The 16,651-nt window shown below is 62.0% G+C and carries 15 protein-coding genes; 5 read left to right on the top strand and 10 right to left on the bottom strand.

Annotated features, from left to right (window positions below; genetic code table 11):
• Positions 1-215 precede the first annotated feature (215 nt).
• Positions 216-1,052 carry an IclR family transcriptional regulator gene (locus tag BW992_RS24070; RefSeq protein WP_072430393.1) on the top strand — a complete coding sequence of 279 codons (837 nt, stop codon included), beginning with the start codon at positions 216-218 and terminating at the stop codon, positions 1,050-1,052.
• A 51-nt stretch (positions 1,053-1,103) separates the two neighbouring features.
• Here BW992_RS24070 and BW992_RS24065 read toward each other — a convergent pair whose 3' ends face one another.
• Together BW992_RS24065 and BW992_RS24060 are read right to left on the bottom strand one after the other, a co-directional pair.
• Positions 1,104-1,856 (bottom strand): anti-sigma factor family protein, encoded by a 753-nt coding sequence (locus BW992_RS24065; RefSeq protein WP_072430394.1) that lies wholly within the window; start codon positions 1,854-1,856, stop codon positions 1,104-1,106.
• Positions 1,853-2,359: a sigma-70 family RNA polymerase sigma factor gene (locus BW992_RS24060; RefSeq protein WP_072388849.1), complete on the bottom strand. Its 507-nt coding sequence runs from the start codon at positions 2,357-2,359 to the stop codon at positions 1,853-1,855. Before BW992_RS24060 ends, BW992_RS24065 begins: the two co-directional genes overlap by 4 nt.
• A gap of 166 nt (positions 2,360-2,525) precedes the next feature.
• Between BW992_RS24060 and BW992_RS24055 the strand changes: the two genes are divergently transcribed.
• Entirely contained in the window at positions 2,526-3,614 is a 1,089-nt protein-coding gene (locus tag BW992_RS24055; RefSeq protein WP_072458033.1) for a catalase family peroxidase, read from the top strand.
• On the top strand, positions 3,611-4,153 hold the full coding sequence (locus tag BW992_RS24050) for a cytochrome b (protein WP_072388845.1): 543 nt from the start codon (positions 3,611-3,613) through the stop codon (positions 4,151-4,153). Before BW992_RS24055 ends, BW992_RS24050 begins: the two co-directional genes overlap by 4 nt.
• A gap of 67 nt (positions 4,154-4,220) precedes the next feature.
• On the opposite strand, the gene BW992_RS24045 is transcribed toward BW992_RS24050, so the two are convergent.
• Both BW992_RS24045 and BW992_RS24040 read right to left on the bottom strand, forming a co-directional pair.
• A complete protein-coding gene (locus tag BW992_RS24045; RefSeq protein WP_076407214.1) occupies positions 4,221-5,372 on the bottom strand; it encodes a M14 family metallopeptidase in 1,152 nt (383 codons plus the stop codon).
• A 477-nt stretch (positions 5,373-5,849) separates the two neighbouring features.
• Positions 5,850-6,197, bottom strand: a complete 348-nt coding sequence (locus tag BW992_RS24040; RefSeq protein WP_072388839.1) for a DUF6124 family protein — start codon at positions 6,195-6,197, stop codon at positions 5,850-5,852.
• A gap of 128 nt (positions 6,198-6,325) precedes the next feature.
• Here BW992_RS24040 and BW992_RS24035 point away from each other — a divergent pair, with 128 nt between their 5' ends.
• Positions 6,326-6,973, top strand: coding sequence for a LexA family protein (locus BW992_RS24035; RefSeq protein ID WP_072430398.1), 648 nt, complete (start codon positions 6,326-6,328; stop codon positions 6,971-6,973).
• A 28-nt stretch (positions 6,974-7,001) separates the two neighbouring features.
• On the opposite strand, the gene BW992_RS24030 is transcribed toward BW992_RS24035, so the two are convergent.
• The 4 genes from BW992_RS24030 to BW992_RS24015 form a co-directional block, all read right to left on the bottom strand.
• A complete protein-coding gene (locus BW992_RS24030; RefSeq protein WP_076407213.1) occupies positions 7,002-8,951 on the bottom strand; it encodes an acetyl/propionyl/methylcrotonyl-CoA carboxylase subunit alpha in 1,950 nt (649 codons plus the stop codon).
• The gene (locus BW992_RS24025; protein WP_072458030.1) at positions 8,948-9,781 is read right to left on the bottom strand and encodes a gamma-carboxygeranoyl-CoA hydratase; all 834 of its coding nucleotides are present in this window, start codon (positions 9,779-9,781) and stop codon (positions 8,948-8,950) included. The genes BW992_RS24030 and BW992_RS24025 overlap by 4 nt, the downstream gene beginning before the upstream one ends.
• Before the next feature lie 14 nt (positions 9,782-9,795).
• The gene (locus BW992_RS24020) at positions 9,796-11,400 is read right to left on the bottom strand and encodes a carboxyl transferase domain-containing protein (RefSeq protein ID WP_072430401.1); all 1,605 of its coding nucleotides are present in this window, start codon (positions 11,398-11,400) and stop codon (positions 9,796-9,798) included.
• A gap of 90 nt (positions 11,401-11,490) precedes the next feature.
• The gene (locus tag BW992_RS24015) at positions 11,491-12,654 is read right to left on the bottom strand and encodes an isovaleryl-CoA dehydrogenase (protein WP_072388829.1); all 1,164 of its coding nucleotides are present in this window, start codon (positions 12,652-12,654) and stop codon (positions 11,491-11,493) included.
• Positions 12,655-12,840: 186 nt separating this feature from the next.
• On the opposite strand from BW992_RS24015, the gene BW992_RS24010 reads away from it, so the two are divergent.
• Positions 12,841-14,538, top strand: coding sequence for an AMP-binding protein (locus BW992_RS24010; RefSeq protein ID WP_072388827.1), 1,698 nt, complete (start codon positions 12,841-12,843; stop codon positions 14,536-14,538).
• A gap of 722 nt (positions 14,539-15,260) precedes the next feature.
• Here BW992_RS24010 and BW992_RS24005 read toward each other — a convergent pair.
• Both BW992_RS24005 and BW992_RS24000 read right to left on the bottom strand, forming a co-directional pair.
• Positions 15,261-16,160 (bottom strand): hydroxymethylglutaryl-CoA lyase, encoded by a 900-nt coding sequence (locus tag BW992_RS24005; RefSeq protein ID WP_076407212.1) that lies wholly within the window; start codon positions 16,158-16,160, stop codon positions 15,261-15,263.
• Between the two features lie 63 nt (positions 16,161-16,223).
• Positions 16,224-16,625, bottom strand: a complete 402-nt coding sequence (locus BW992_RS24000; RefSeq protein ID WP_072388823.1) for a MerR family transcriptional regulator — start codon at positions 16,623-16,625, stop codon at positions 16,224-16,226.
• Positions 16,626-16,651: the final 26 nt, after the last annotated feature.

Raw genomic sequence — 16,651 nt, 5'->3', positions numbered from 1 at the left:
GTCGCCAACCAGCGCGCTTTTTTGTATGGGCAGATACGAAAGGGTGTCGCGGGGTGCGTTGGCGCTCGACCTGGGTCGGCTGCCGCTGTTGTTCGAATCGCCCCTTATGGACGCAGAGTAGGCCGAAGAATAGGATGGGCTCAATGGACTATTTCACTGAGACGATGACTATTTTCGATTTCATTCGGTGAATAAATTAAATGCAGAGAATATGAATGAAAAATTCCACTGAGCGGAATGATGAGAAAGGCGAGGCCGGGGTCGGCATGGTTTCCAGGCTGTTTGCCGTGTTACGCAGCCTGGGCGATACCGCTGACGGTGGCGAACGGGTCACGCAACTGGCCCAGCGCGTCGGTCTGTCCCAGCCCACGACCCATCGCCTGCTGCGCAGCCTGATGGACGAGGGCATGGTCGAGCAGGACGCACGCAGCAAGCGTTACCGCCTGAGCCTGGACTTCTTCGCCCTGGCCGCCCGCGCCGGCAACACCGGCAACCTGCGCGAGCTGGCGCGGCCGGCGATGTTGCGACTTTCGGCCTCACTGGGGGACTCGTTGTTCCTGCTGGCGCGCTGCGGTTTCGATGCGATCTGCCTGGACCGCAGTGAAGGGCCGTTTCCGATCCGCACCTTCACCGGTGATATCGGCGGGCGGGTGGCGCTTGGGGTGGGGCAGGGCAGCCTGGCGATCCTGGCGTTCCTGCCGGCCGAAGAACGCGACACGGTCATTCGCTATAACCTGCCGCGGCTGAAGGATTTCCACCTGTACGACGAAGTCTTCCTGCGCTCGGAGGTAGAGAACGTGCGCACCCTGGGGTATGCCGGACGTAACACCGGCGTATTGCAAGGGATGGCGGGGGTGGCCGTGCCGATCCTCGATCGTGACGGCCGGGCCGTGGCGGCCTTGAGCGTGGCGACGATCAGCGACCGGCTGGGACCGGACCGCCTGCCGACGGTGGTGGAAATGCTCAAGCGCGAGGCGGCCTTGATCGGTCCGCGGATCAATCCGTTCGACCCTTTGTTGCGCAGGCCTTCACAGGTGTTCGGGCAAGGGTAGGCAATCCTGGACGATCCCCTTTTGTGGACGCTTTCGGAGCCGGTCGAGGCGTCAGAAGTCCAGGGTCTGCCTGAGCTTCTGCGCCGCCGGCAGATCGCTGGGGATGACCATCGCATAGTTGTAGCCCGGCCCGGACCAGTACTCGGCCTGCAGCTCGCCGTCGCGACGACTGCCGCGGGGCAGCAGGAAGTTTCTCGGGCCTGGTGGCCGTACGTAGAAGCTGATCTTCTGGCCGCTCGGGTCTTGATAGACCACCATGGCCGCCGCGCCTTGCTCGGTGCTGAGCAAGCGCCCGCTGACTGGCTTGAAGCCGGCGCCGGACAGGTCGGGCAAGGGATTGGCTTGGGTGAAGTAGCGGTCGAGCCAGCCTTGCATGCCACGCTCGTCGCCGGCCTGGTAGTCGGCCGGAAGAATGCCCTGCTGGGCAAATAACCGGTATGCCTGCATGGCGTCGGCCATGGGGGCTGCCGTGCTGAGCAGCGTCATTTCCCGGGCCTGCCAGCCAGTGACGCCGCCCATGCCCAGAGCCAGCAGCAAGGCCGCTGCGCTGGCCAGGTAGCGGCGGGAGCGCTGCTTGAGACGCTGTCGGATCATCGCCGGATCAAGGTCCGGATTGGGCGGTTGTCCCAGGGCGACGCCCAGGGCCGTGCGCAGGTGTTGCGCGTCCCTTTGCCAGGCTCGGACCCGCGCGGCAACGTCGGGGTGGTGCGCCAGGTACGTTTCCATCAGGCGCTGGTCGGCCTCGCTCAGTTGTCGATCGACATAGGCGTGCAGGTCGTTGTCGGTGGGGGGCATGCTGATCATTTGAGTATCCGCAGGGGGGGGCGGGTAATTTCGCCATCGCTGAGTTGGCGCAGGGCCTGGCGGGCGCGGGACAGGCGTGACATCACGGTGCCGGTTGGTACGCCGAGGATGTCGGCGACTTGCTGGTAGCTCAAGCCTTCGACCGACACCCATAGCAGCAGCGCCCGTTGTTCGGTGGTGAGTTGGTCGAACGCCTGCAGAGACGACTGGGCGATCACGCTGCGCTCGGCCGAAGGCTGGGCGTCGTCGCGTCCGGTAAAGAACTCCAGCATGCGCGCATAGCGCCGGGACCGGCGATGGGCATCGACAAACTGCCGATACAGGATCGCAAACAGCCAGGCCCGCAAATCGCCTTCGGCACGCTTGTCGTTCCACTTGGCCAGCGCCCGTTCCAGGCACATCTGCACCAGGTCGTCGGCATTGCTGGGGTTGCGCGTCAGCGACACGGCAAAGCGCCGTAGCCGGGGGATGAGCACGCGCAACTGTTCATCGAGTTCATTCATGGAGTGTGGCTTCAGTTGGGCAGCCAGTGCGCCGAGACAGGCAAGACGCCCCGTGAACCAGATTATTCCAGCGCCGGAAAAATAAATACGAGGCGTGGGAATAAACCTTTCGGGTCTTCGTCTGACAGGTCCTTCTGCAAATGGCCCTGGGCCCTGGAGCTTCGTCATGGTTGACCCTTCCTCCCCCCGCTCATCGAGCCGGCCGCCGTTGAGTGCCGCCAGCCTGACACTGCGCCTGAGTGGCATCGCCGTTATCGTGGCCGCACTGGCTGGGGCGTTTGTCTATGTCAATGGCGCTCTCGATCCACAGCGCCTGACGCCCAAGGCGCTGGTCAATGTGCTGGAAAAGAACAACGGTATGCATCCCGGCTTTCGTCGCAACCACTCCAAAGGGGTTTGTGTCGCGGGCTATTTCGAAAGTAGCGGCGAGGCGCGAGCCTATTCCCGTGCCCAGGTGTTCGCGCAGCCGCGCACGCCGGTCGTCGGACGTTTCGCCTTGCCCAGCGGCAACCCGTACGCACCGGACGGCAGTGTGCCGATCCGCAGCCTGGCGTTGCGTTTCACCCAGGCCGACGGCCAGCAATGGCGCACCGGCATGAACAGCATGCCGGTATTCCCGGTGGGCACGCCCGAGGCGTTCTACCAGTTCCAACAGGCCCAATCGCCCGATCCGGCTACGGGAAAACCCAATCCGGCGGCGGTGCCGGCGTTTTTCGCCGCGCATCCGGAAGCGGTGCCGTTCCTGCAATGGATCAAGACCGCGAGACCGTCGGCCAGCTACGCTACCGAAACCTATAACGGCATCAATGCGTTCTACCTGGTCAACACGGCAGGGCAACGCCAGGCGGTGCGCTGGGGCGTGGTGCCGATGAGCCAGGATGCCGCCGACGCCACGCCGCCCCAGGGCGCCGACTTCCTGGAACGGGACCTGAGCAAGCGTCTTGCCAACGGCCCCCTGCGCTGGCAACTGCAGATCACCCTGGCCAATCCGGGCGATCCGATCAACGACGCCAGCAAGGCCTGGCCCGCGGACCGCAAGGTGCTCAATGCCGGTACGCTGGTGCTGGAGCGCACCCAGGCGCAAGACAACGGTGAGTGCCGCGACATCAACTATGACCCGCTGATCCTGCCCAGTGGCATCGAAGGTTCCGAAGACCCGTTGCTGGCGGCGCGGTCCGCCGCATACGCCAGTTCCTACCTGCGACGCACCAGTGAAGTGAGCCAACTGCCCGCCACCCAGGAGAACCGCCCATGAACGCTCCCCGTCACTTCGCACCACTGGCCCGGCTGCTTCACTGGCTGATGGCCTTGATGGTCATTGCCATGCTGTTCATTGGCGCGGGCATGGTGGCTTCGGTGTCCGAGCGTCATGAGTGGCTTTTGCAATTGCACAAGCCGCTGGGCATCGCGATCCTGCTGCTGGTGATCCTGCGCCTGGTGGTGCGCTTTACTACCCGGCAGCCGCCGCTTCCGGCCGACCTGCCGGGCTGGCAGGCACTGGCGGCCAGAGCTTCGCATGGGCTGCTGTATGCGCTGATGCTGGGTTTGCCGTTGCTGGGCTGGGGCATGATCTCGGCGGCGGGGGATCCGGTGATGCTCAGCGACTCGCTGCGCTTGCCGTCCATCCTGCCGGCGGATGCGCAGACCTTTGCGCTGTTACGCAAGGCCCATGGCTACTTGGCGTACCTGCTGTTCCTGACCGTGTTGGTGCACCTGGCGGCGGCATTGTTTCACGGTTGGGTCCGTCGGGATGAGGTGTTGGACAGCATGTTGCGCGGATCCGGCCGGCGCTGAGGCCGTTTCCCGGGGCGCCGTCGGTTTCGACGGCGCCTGTGGATTGCGAAGGTGCTGGAGCGGCCCCTCAGCGCAGCTCGTCGACCATGTCCGCAATGGTGCTCAGGACATCCTTGCCCAGCTGCATCGAACGCTTGCCGGACCAGCCCGTGTGCGGGTTCGGATGGTCGTCGTGGTCCTTGAAGGGCATCTCCAGGGTCAGGGAAAGGCAGTCGTATTTCTGCCCCACCGCATTGCAGGCCAAGGTCATGTTGGCCTGGCCGGGCTCGTCGCGGGTATAGCCGTGGGTGGTCTGGAAGTCCTTGGTCTGGTGCTTGAGGTGGCTGCGGAAATGCTCTTCGAGTCTTGCAATACGTGGCGTGTAGCCCGGATTACCTTCGCAGCCGGCGGTGAAGACATGGGGAATGGCCTCATCGCCATGGGCATCGAGAAACAGGTCGACACCGTATTTTTCCATCTGCTGCTGTACGAAAAACACCTCGGGACTGACTTCCGGGCTGGCGTTCTGCCAGGCGCGGTTGAGGTCCTGGCCCATGGCGTTGGTCCGCAGATGGCCGTGGAACGCACCGTCCGGGTTCATGTTCGGGACCAGGTAGAGATCAGCCTTGGCCAACAGCCGGTTCAGTTGTGCATCGTCCTTGTCCTGGAGGCGTTCGATCACGCCTTCCATGAACCATTCGGCCATGTGCTCGCCAGGGTGCTGCTGGGCGATCATCCAGATCTTGCGACGGCCTTCGGCCCCGCTGCCCTTGCGCAGCAGCTGGATATCACGGCCTTCGATGCTCTTGCCAACAGCCAGTAGTTCGGTGCCGGCCTTGTGCTGCGCCTGCTCGATCAGCCAGTCGTGCCGGCCTCGGCTGTAGGGCTCGAAATAGGCGAACCAGGCGTGGGATTGCTCGGCTTCCAGGTGGAAGCGCAGGGCGTCGCCTTCAAACTGGGTCGGGATGCGGAACCAGTTGACGTGATCGTAGGAGGCGACGGCCTGATAACCCGTCCATGCGTTGTTGTAGGACGATTGACTGGCGTTGAGCAGGCGAAAGGAATACTCCTGGCCGACGTGCAGACCGCTGGCCTTGAAGTGGAACCATTGGAAATGAGCGCTGCGGGTGTCGGGCCTGATTTTCAGCAACGACTGCAGCGGGTTGCTGATGTCCACGACCTCGATATTGCCGCTGTCGAAATTGGCAGTGATATCAAAAGAGGATTTAGCCACGGTCACGATTCCCGAAAGGATTTTTATGGCCGTTACTTTACACAAGAAAGGAAAAACCGGGACGATTTACAGCACGCGAGGAGGGGGCGTCCTCCCTGGACGCAAAAGCAGCTTAGAGAGTCTGCAATTGATTCTCAAGTGCTGCCTGTCGATAGTTCTTACCGCTGTGGCGGGTGATGCTTGTCAACCAATATTCATTTGCTATCATCGCCGGCATCGAATCAGCGACACCCGAAAAGACTTCATTAGCCTGAAGCCATAAGCCGAAAATCGGCAAAAAAAGACCCGGCAAAAAGCCGGGTCAAAAACCGTGATTAGCCTGATGAGGAGATATTCCAGAAGTCCGACCAAGGTCTTCTGGTCTATCGACTGATCTCGCGACCAGCTGATGCAATAATAATCATTATCATTTGCAAGTCAAATGATTTTATTGCGTTCATTGGAAAAAATTTTCCTGTCGCCGCGCTCGTGGCGCCATCCCGGTCAGGACGCCTGACGGCTGGGGTAACCATCCAGTGACCGGTCGAGCATTACCTTGACCAGATCAATCATATGCACCACCGAAAAGGCCAGGTCACGGCTCGATCCTTCCAGCCGGTTGGCAGACTCGTGGGCGGTGGCCGCTGCACAGCGCAGCAGGTCGCTGGCGTGTACCAGGGCTTCCTCCGCGCTGACATTGCGATTGACGTCGAAGAAGCGATGCTCCTGGGTCTGCGTAACACCTGGTTTCAAGTAATAGTCCAACGCCCGTTGGGCGGCTGGGCAATCCTGTAGCGAGGGGAAAGCGCTGTCGAGGGGACGGCCGGGTTCGTCTTTGCTGGGTATGTCCATGGTATCGAGGTTCTCCTTGGGGGAATGGAATCCTCGATCCAGAATAGTACCGATCGTAATTGTGACGGCAATTTAAATACTACAATATGTGTTTTGACGGTCGGAGCCATCCACGTATCGTGCCGCTCATGGATAAATGGATAGAGTTGGTCAAGGCCAAGATGAAGGAGCTGCGCGTCACGCAAGTGGTGCTCGCAGAACGTTTGGGAATGTCTCAGGGCGGCGTCGGCCATTGGCTGACCAAGCGTCGGCAGCCCAGTGTCGAAGACATGAACCGGGTCCTGCAGGAATTGGGCATGGAGTTCCTCGAAGTGGCGATGGTGATCCGCGAACCGGACACCTCGACCGCGGAAGGCATGGCCCTGGCGCAGAAGTACAACCCGTACTTCCGCTACCCGGTGAGTGACTGGCACCAGATGGGCGAAGTTCGCGACGGGGAGCCTGGCGACTACGGCCAGGCGCGCTATGAGCTGACGGATTACCACGCCCAAGGGGACGCATTCTGGCTGGTGGTGGTGGGCGATGCGATGACCGCGCCGACCGGACTGAGCATCCCCGAAGGCATGTCGATCCTGGTGGACCCGGCCATCGAAGCGGTGCCGGGCAAGCTGGTGGTCGCCCAGTTACCCGGCTGCAGCGATGCGACCTTCCGCAAGCTGATCGAAGAGAGCGGCCAGCGTTACCTGGTACCCCTCAACCCAACCTACCCGAAAAGCCTGTACACCGAGCAATGCCGCGTCATCGGTGTGGTCGTGCAGGCCACCATCAGATTCTGAACCGGATCGGCCCTGGATGGGCCGATGCCTATTCCTCGAACGCCACCAGCGCGTTGCCCTCGCTGACCATTTCGCCTTCCTGGCAAAACAACGCCTTGATCACACCGGCCTTTGGCGCACGAATGCTGTGTTCCATCTTCATGGCTTCCAGCACCACCAGTTGCGTGCCTGCTTCCACGGCCTGGCCAGGGCTGACCAGCACTCGGACGATGCTGCCGTTCATGGGGGCGGTCAGGCCGCCCTGGTGGCTGTGGCTAGCCTCCGCGGCGGCCAGAGGGTCGTACAGGTCCACTCGATGCAGGTCGCCTTTCCATTGCAGATACAGGCTGTCACCTTGGCGTATGGCTCGGTGACTGCGGCGCATACCGTCGTGCTCGATGATCAGTTGTTCGCCACGAAGCTCGACGGATCCAGCCTGGACGTCCAGCGTCATCGCTCGATCCTGGCCTTCGCAGCTCAGATGCAGGGTCGTTTCCCTTGGCAATCCCAGGCGCAGGCCGGTGGTCTCGGACCAGGGCGAGCCGCTGTCATCGGATCGTCTGCGCGGCACCAGGCTCAAGGCCAGTCCCTGGGCTGCGGCGAGCCAGAAGCCGTCATCCAGTTCGCCGGGTTCCGGCAATAACTGCGCCTGATAACGTGGGATAAATCCGGTATCCAGCTCCGCTGCGGCGAAGGCGGGATGAGCCAGGATGCGCCGCAGGAAACCGATATTGGTCTTCAGGCCACCGATGGCAAACTCGTCGAGCATGCTCAAGAGCCGCAACCGCGCCTGTTCCCGGTCTTCGCCCCAGGCGATCAGCTTGCCCAACATCGGATCGTAGAATGGCGAAATTTCGTCGCCTTCCTCTACGCCACTGTCGACGCGGCGCCCCGGTGCTGCCTTCGACTCGCGATAAAGGGCCAGGCGCCCGGTGGCCGGCAGGAAATCGTTGGCCGGATCCTCGGCGTACAGCCGTACTTCGATCGCGTGGCCCCGCAACGGGACCTGCTCCTGGGTGATCGGCAGCGCCTCGCCCTGAGCGACGCGAATCTGCCAGGCCACCAGATCCAGCCCAGTGATCGCTTCGGTGACCGGGTGCTCGACCTGCAGGCGGGTGTTCATCTCCATGAAGAAAAACTCGCCCCGCGAATCCAGCAGGAACTCCACGGTGCCCGCGCCGACATAGCCGATCGCCTGGGCCGCACGCACGGCGGCTTCGCCCATGGCCCGCCGCAGTTGCGGGGTCAGGCCGGGAGCGGGGGCTTCTTCCACCACCTTCTGGTGTCGGCGCTGGATCGAGCAATCCCGTTCATTGAGGTACAGGCAGTTGCCATGCCGGTCGGCGAATACCTGGATTTCCACATGACGAGGCTTGAGCAGGTATTTCTCCACCAGCATCCGCGAGTCGCCGAAGGACGATTGCGCTTCCCGCTGCGCCGATGCCAGGGCTTCGGCCAGTTGGCTGACGTCCTCGACGACTTTCATGCCTTTGCCGCCACCGCCGGCGGTGGCCTTGAGCAGCACCGGGTAGCCGATGCGTTCGGCGGCATCGCGAAAGGTTTCCAGGTCCTGGGCTTCGCCATGGTAGCCGGGGACCAACGGCACGCCGGCGGTTTCCATCAGGGCCTTGGCCGCGGATTTGCTGCCCATGGCATCGATGGCCGAGGCGGGCGGGCCGAGGAACATCAGCCCGGCGTTTTCCACGGCCCGGGCGAACCCTGCGTTCTCGGAAAGGAAGCCGTAGCCCGGATGAATAGCCTGGGCGCCGCTGGCCTGGGCCGCGGCAATCAATTTGTCGATCTGCAGATAGCTGTCGGCGGCCTTGCTGCCTCCCAGGTCGACACGGATGTCGGCTTCACGGCTGTGGCGAGCGTCGCGATCGGTTGCGCTGTGGACGGCCACGGTGGTCAGCCCCATGGCCTTGGCGGTGCGCATCACGCGGCAGGCGATTTCCCCGCGATTGGCCACCAGCAGCGTAGTGAGGACTGGGACGCTCATTGACGCGGCTCCTTACGTTTCGAGGCGGTCGGGTTCGGCTCGGCTTGCCAGTTTGGCGCGCGCTTTTGCAGAAAGGCCCGCAGACCTTCCTGGCCTTCGGGGCTGACGCGGATACGGGCGATTGCATTTTCGGTATAGCGCCGCAAGGCCGGGGTGAGGGCCCCGTTGCCGACTTCGCGCAGCAGCTCCTTGCTGGCGCGCATGGCTGCCGGGCTGTTGAGCAACAGGTTGTCGATCCAGCGGTCCACCTGCTCGTCCAGGGTCTCGGATGGGTAGCTTTCCGATAGCAAGCCTATCTCTTTCGCACGTTGTCCGCCGAAGCGTTCTGCCGTGAGGGCGTAGCGTCGCGCGGCTCGTTCGCCAACGGCTTGCACCACGAACGGGCTGATCACGGCCGGTGCCAGGCCGATGCGCACTTCCGACAGGCAGAACTGCGCGTCATCGGCCCCGATGGCCATGTCGCAGGCGCTGATCAAGCCCAGGGCACCGCCGAACGCCGCGCCCTGGACGACCGCCAGCGTAGGAATCTTCAACTTGGCAAGGTTGTACATCAACTCCGACAGCTCCCGGGCATCGTCGAGGTTGGTGTGGTAGTCGAGCTCGGCCGACTGTTGCATCCAGGCTAGGTCGGCGCCAGCGCTGAAGTGCTTGCCTCGGCCACGGATCAGCAAAAAGCGCAGGCCCGGGTCGCTGCCGACCTGGTCGAGGGCCAGGATCAGCTCGCGGATCATTTCGGCGTTGAATGCGTTGTTCTTCGACTCGCGGCTCAGCCACAAGGTGGCGACGCCGCGCGAGTCGGTGAGCAGTTCGAGGGTGTTGAAGTTATCCATGGACATTTTCCCGGTTACATCCGGAACACGCCGAAGCGGCTCGGTTCGATGGGGGCATTCAATGATGCGGACAAGGCCAGGCCCAGCACGTCGCGGGTCTGGGCCGGGTCGATGACACCGTCGTCCCACAGCCGCGCACTGGAATAATAGGGGTGACCCTGTTCTTCGTACTGGTCGAGGATCGGTTGCTTGATTTCGGCTTCCTGGGCGGCGCTGAACGGATGGCCGCTGCGCTCGGCCTGCTCCCGCTTGACCTGCACCAGCACACCGGCTGCCTGCTCGGCCCCCATCACGCCGATCCGCGCGTTCGGCCACATCCACAGGAATCGGGGATCGTAGGCACGCCCGCACATGCCGTAGTTACCGGCGCCGAAGCTGCCGCCGATGATCACGGTGAATTTCGGCACCCGGGCGCAAGCCACCGCGGTGACCAGTTTCGCGCCGTGCTTGGCAATGCCGCCGGCTTCGTACTTTTGTCCGACCATGAAGCCGGTGATGTTCTGCAGGAACAGCAAGGGAATGCCGCGCTGGCAGGCCAGCTCGATGAAGTGGGCGCCTTTTTGCGCGGCCTCGGCAAACAGGATGCCGTTATTGGCCAGGATCGCCACCGGGTAGCCGTGCAGATGGGCAAAGCCGCACACCAGGGTGGTACCGAACAACGCCTTGAACTCGTCGAACACCGAGCCGTCCACCAGGCGCGCGATGACTTCCCGGACATCGAAAGGCTGTTTGGCATCGGCCGGCACCACCCCGTACAGTTCGTCGCTGGCATACAGCGGGGCGATCGACGTGTGTGTGTGCATGTCGCCCAGCTTGCGCCAGTTCAGGTTGGCGACGCTGCGGCGAGCCAGTGCCAGGGCGTGTTCATCGTTATCGGCATAATGGTCGGCCACGCCGGAGACCTTGCAGTGCACATCGGCACCGCCCAGGTCTTCGGCGCTGACCACTTCGCCCGTGGCGGCTTTTACCAACGGTGGGCCGGCCAGGAAGATGGTCGCCTGTTCGCGGACCATGATCGCCTCGTCAGCCATCGCTGGCACGTAGGCCCCCCCGGCGGTGCAGGAGCCCATTACCACCGCGATCTGCGGGATACCCTGGGCGCTCATGTTGGCCTGGTTGAAGAAAATCCGTCCGAAATGTTCGCGATCCGGAAACACTTCGTCCTGACGCGGCAGGTTGGCGCCGCCGGAGTCCACCAGGTAGATGCAGGGCAGGCGGTTCTGCTGGGCGATGGCCTGCGCCCGCAGGTGTTTCTTGACTGTCAATGGGTAATAAGAGCCGCCTTTGACGGTCGCGTCGTTGGCGACAATCATGCATTCGACGCCTTCCACCCGACCGATTCCGGCGATCACACCGGCGGCGGGCACATCTTCCCCGTACACCCCATGGGCGGCGAGCGGGCTGATCTCCAGGAACGGTGAACCGGGGTCCAGCAACCGATTGATGCGTTCGCGAGGCAGCAGTTTACCCCGTGACGTATGGCGTTCCTGGGCCTTGGCGCCGCCGCCTTGCTGGACCTGAGCGAGCAGGGCGCGCAGGGCCTCGACTTGCCCGAGCATGGCGTCGCGATTGGCAATGAATTCCGGCGAGCGCGGATTGAGCTGGGTATGCAGGATCATGGCTACTCCGTAGCAGCTTCAAGCTTCAAGCTTCAAGCCAGAGCACGAACGCTTGCAGCTCAAGGCTTGTCGCTTGCAGCTTGTGAAATTTCATTTCGTTTCGTTGAACAGTTCGCGACCGATCAGCATCCTACGAATCTCACTGGTGCCGGCGCCGATCTCGTACAGCTTGGCGTCACGCAACAGGCGTCCGGCGGGGAATTCATTGATATAGCCGTTGCCGCCCAGGATTTGGATGGCCTCAAGGGCCATTTGCGTGGCGCGTTCGGCGGTATAGAGGATGACCCCGGCAGCGTCCTTGCGAGTGGTTTCGCCGCGCTCGCAGGCCTGGGCCACCGCATAGAGGTAGGCACGGCTGGCGTTGAGCTGGGTGTACATGTCGGCCACCTTGCCCTGGATCAACTGGAATTCGCCGATGCTCTGGCCGAACTGCTTGCGGTCGTGGATGTAGGGGACGACCAGGTCCATGCACGCCTGCATGATCCCGGTGGGGCCGCCTGACAACACCACGCGTTCATAGTCGAGGCCGCTCATCAGGACCTTCACCCCGCCGTTGAGCGCACCGAGGATGTTTTCTTCCGGCACTTCGACGTCATCGAAAAAAAGCTCGCACGTGTTGGAGCCGCGCATGCCGAGCTTGTCGAACTTGTTGCTGCGGCTGAAGCCTTTCCAGTCGCGCTCGACGATGAACGCGGTGATGCCGTGGGCACCCTTTTCCAGGTCGGTCTTGGCGTAGATCACATATGTGTTGGCATCGGGACCGTTGGTGATCCAGGTCTTGCTGCCGTTGAGCACATAGCGGTCGCCACGTTTGTCGGCCCGCAGTTTCATGGACACCACGTCGGAGCCGGCATTGGGTTCGCTCATGGCCAGGGCGCCGACGTGTTCGCCGCTGATCAGTTTGGGCAGGTAGCGGGTTTTCTGTTCGTGATTGCCGTTACGGTTGATCTGGTTCACACAGAGGTTGGAGTGGGCGCCGTAGGAGAGGGCGACCGAGGCCGAGCCGCGGCTGATCTCTTCCATCGCCACGACATGAGCCAGGTAACCCAGGCCGGCGCCACCGTAGGCTTCCGGCACGGTGATGCCCAACAGACCCATGTCGCCGAACTTGCGCCACATGTCGGCGGGAAACAGGTTATCGATATCGATCTGCGCCGCTCGCGGTGCCAGCTCGGCCCTGACGAAGGCCTGCACCTGGTCGCGCAGCATGTCGATGGTTTCGCCGAGGGCAAAATTCAGGGAAGGGTAGCTCATGGGACACCTTTGGCTTTTTTATAGGGTGCGGAGAGCGGGGGAGTGCTCTCACCTTTACGTTAACGTAAGCCTGGGATGGGCGACTGTCAATCACCCTTTACGTTAACGTCAACTTGAGCGAGAGTAAGAGGGCTTGTGCAGCAAGGGACATCGCTTCACCCACTAATAAAGACAAGAGGGGGCGTCATGGATCAACCCGGTTCACATTCGCAGCTCAGCTACACCCGTGGTTCCCAGGCCGAGGCCCTGCTGGCGCAGACCATCGGCCAGGCTTTCGACGAGACCGCATCCCGCTATCCCGATGGCGAAGCGTTGGTGGTTCGCCATCAGTCGCTGCGCTACACCTGGCGGCAACTGGCCGACGCGGTTGATTTGCATGCCAGGGCCTTGCTGGCGCTGGGTCTGAACGCTGGCGACCGTCTAGGTGTCTGGGCGCCCAATTGCGCACAGTGGTGCATCAGCCAATTCGCCAGCGCGAAAATCGGCGTGATCCTGGTCAACATCAATCCTGCCTATCGCAGCGGTGAGCTGGAGTATGTGCTCAAGCAATCCGGCTGCCAGTGGCTGGTGTGCGCCGGGGCGTTCAAGCGCTCCGACTACCACGCCATGCTGCAGACCCTCGTGCCTGAGCTGGCAGAGCAATCGATCGGCCAGCTGCGCAGCGAACGCCTGCCGGATCTGCGAGGTGTGATCAGCCTCGATGCCCGGCCGCCCTCCGGTTTCCTGCCCTGGTCGCAACTGTCGGGCCTGGGCGCGGCGGTGACCCCCGGTCAATTGGCCGAGCGCCAGGCCAGCCTGCATTTCGATCAACCGGTGAATATCCAATACACCTCCGGCACCACCGGTTTCCCCAAGGGCGCAACCCTCAGTCATTTCAACATTCTCAACAATGGCTACATGGTCGGCGAAAGCCTCGGCCTGAGCGTCGCCGACAGGCTGGTGATCCCGGTGCCGCTCTATCATTGCTTCGGCATGGTCATGGGCAACCTGGGCTGCATGACCCATGGCAGCACGATGATCTACCCCAACGATGCCTTCGACCCGCTGTTGACCCTTCGCACCGTGGCCGAGGAAAAGGCCACCGCGCTGTATGGCGTACCGACCATGTTCATCGCCATGCTGGACCAGCCGCAGCGCGGCGAATTCGACCTGTCCAGCCTGCGCACCGGCATCATGGCCGGGGCGACCTGCCCGATCGAAGTGATGCGGCGGGTCATCGGCGAGATGCACATGGCCGAAGTCCAGATCGCCTACGGCATGACGGAAACCAGTCCGGTATCGCTGCAGACCGGTCCTTCAGACGAGCTGGAGCTACGCGTGGCCACCGTGGGTCGGACCCAGCCGCAGCTGGAAAGCAAGATCATCGACGACGCCGGCGATATCGTGCCCCGTGGCAGCATTGGCCAATTGTGTACCCGTGGTTACAGCGTGATGCTCGGCTACTGGAACAATCCCCAGGGAACCGCCGAGGCCATCGACCGGGACGGCTGGATACACACCGGCGACCTGGCCACCATGGACGCGCAGGGGTACGTCTGCATTGTCGGGCGTAACAAGGACATGATCATCCGTGGCGGGGAGAATGTTTACCCCCGCGAGCTGGAAGAGCTCTTCTTCACCCACCCGGCCGTGGCGGATGTGCAGGTGATAGGCATCCCTTGTCCACGCTATGGTGAAGAAATCGTTGCCTGGATCAAGTTCCATCCTGGCCACAGTGCCACCGGCGAGGCGTTGCAGGACTGGTGCAAGGAGCGGGTCGCCCATTTCAAGGTGCCGCGTCATTTCAGGTTCGTCGAGGAATTCCCCATGACCGTGACCGGCAAGATCCAGAAATTCCGCATGCGCGAGATCAGCATCGAGGAGCTGCGCGGGGAGTCGAGCTAGGGCAACACGTTGGAAGCGAGCTTGCTTGCGATGGCAGTGCATCTGTCGACAACCGGGTTGTCTGACACTCCGCTATCGCGGGCAATCTGGCGGGAAGATAGGGAAGATAGGGAAGATAGGGAAGATAGGGAAGATAGGGAAGATAGGGAAGATAGGGAAGATAGGGAAGATAGGGAAGATAGGGAAGATGCAAAGCACAAAGGGGAGCCGAAGCTCCCCTTTAATTTTGTCGTCGCGTGCTCTTTTTATTATTGAGGGGCGGCCTGTTGTTGTTTTTGGTGACCGTGACCCTTTACCGCTGTTTTGGGCGATCCCCATCCGGGATCAAGAGCAAACGTATTTTTTTGAGCGCTGATCTGCTTTTTCGCTTAGCGATCCAACCGATTCGGGTCCTACCTGAGGGTAGTCTTATTGTTCTCTGCCCGGTTGCGGGTTGCTTCTGGAAGCACCCTGAAAAGCACACCTTCTCCAAAAAAATCTGTTAGCTGCGTCTCTGCCGTGTTGTTTTTGTTATGTCAGAGTCGTTTCGTCTTGTTTTTATTAGGTTTGCCGCTTTTTTATTCTTGTTATGCCAGAGAGAAAGCAGGTGCCGTGCCAACTTTTGAAAATCCTTTTAGATCAATGGTTTAAGATTTTCATGGGAAAAACGCGGCAGTGTAGATCTGACAAATTGTTTCCGTGTTACTCGTTTGGCTGTCCCCCAAAGGGGGGCGGTAACACCTTCACTGTGCACTGAGGGCCTTGGCGACCCGTGAGCCGGTCGAACGACCGAGCACGCTGCAGATCTGTCGGCCCGCGGCGATCAAGGCGTCCAGGTCGACGCCGGTTTCAATGCCCAGGCCATTGAGCAGATACAGCACGTCCTCGGTGGCGACGTTACCGCTGGCGCCCTTGGCGTAGGGGCAGCCACCGAGGCCGGCAATGGAGCTGTCGAACACCGCGATGCCTTCCAGCAGGCTGGCGTAGACGTTGGCCATGGCCTGACCGTAAGTGTCGTGGAAATGCCCGGCGAGCCTGGCGCGAGGCACCTGCTCACCGACCACCTCGAACATCTTGCGTGTGGCGCCCGCGGTACCGGTGCCGATGGTGTCTCCCAGGGACACTTCGTAACAGCCCATCGCATACAGCTCCCGGGCGACCCATGCCACCTGCTCGGGCTTGACCGCGCCTTCATACGGGCAGCCCAGCACACAGGACACGTAGCCCCGCACGCTGACGCCGTTTTGCCCGGCGGCCTCCATGATCGGCGCGAAGCGTTCCAGGCTTTGCTTGATGGAGCAGTTGATGTTGCGCTGCGAGAACGCCTCGGACGCAGCCGCGAACACCGCCACTTCCTTCACGCCGGCCGCCAGAGCGTCTTCGAAACCCCGCAGGTTCGGTGCCAGGGCGCCATAGGTCACGCCGGGCTTGCGCTGGATTTGCGCGAACACTTCGGCGGAGCCGGCCATCTGGGGCACCCACTTGGGCGAGACAAAGCTGCCGACCTCGATGTAACCCAGGCCAGCGGCACTGAGGGCATCCACCAGGCGTACCTTGTCGGCGACACTGATGGGGTGGGCTTCATTCTGCAGGCCGTCACGGGGACCGACTTCGATCAAGCGTACAAAGGAGGGAAGGGACATGGAGATTGACCTGTGGTAGTGGATGCGCCCGCTCCCAAAGGGGCTGGCGTCGTTATTGGGTCGTTACTGGACAGCTTCCTGTCCCTTGAGCGTTTGCTCCAGTGCCTGGATGCAGCGTTCCTCGGCCGTATCGAGTTCCAGCTTCATCTGCTCGATGTCCAGCAGTTGCTGTTCGAGTTGTTCCCGGCGCTCGGCGATTTTCGCCAGCATGCTGTTCAACTGCTTCTGGTTACCGCTGGAAGGGTCGTAGAGTTCGATCAGTTCGCGGCATTCGGCCAGGGAAAACCCGATGCGCTTGCCGCGCAGAATGAGCTTGAGGCTGACCTTGTCCCGTGGTGAATAGATGCGTTCCTGGCCTCGTCGCTCAGGGCTCAGCAGGCCCTGTTCTTCATAGAAGCGGATTGCCCGGGTCGTGATATCAAGCTCCCGGGCAAGATCGGAGATGCTGTAGGTCTGGCTGCTCATGGACGCGCTCGAAACGAAAGGTGCTG

This window comes from Pseudomonas sp. 7SR1 (genome assembly GCF_900156465.1).
In the GTDB taxonomy this organism is placed as follows: Bacteria; Pseudomonadota; Gammaproteobacteria; order Pseudomonadales; family Pseudomonadaceae; genus Aquipseudomonas.
This window is presented reverse-complemented; position numbering and strand designations above follow the sequence as displayed.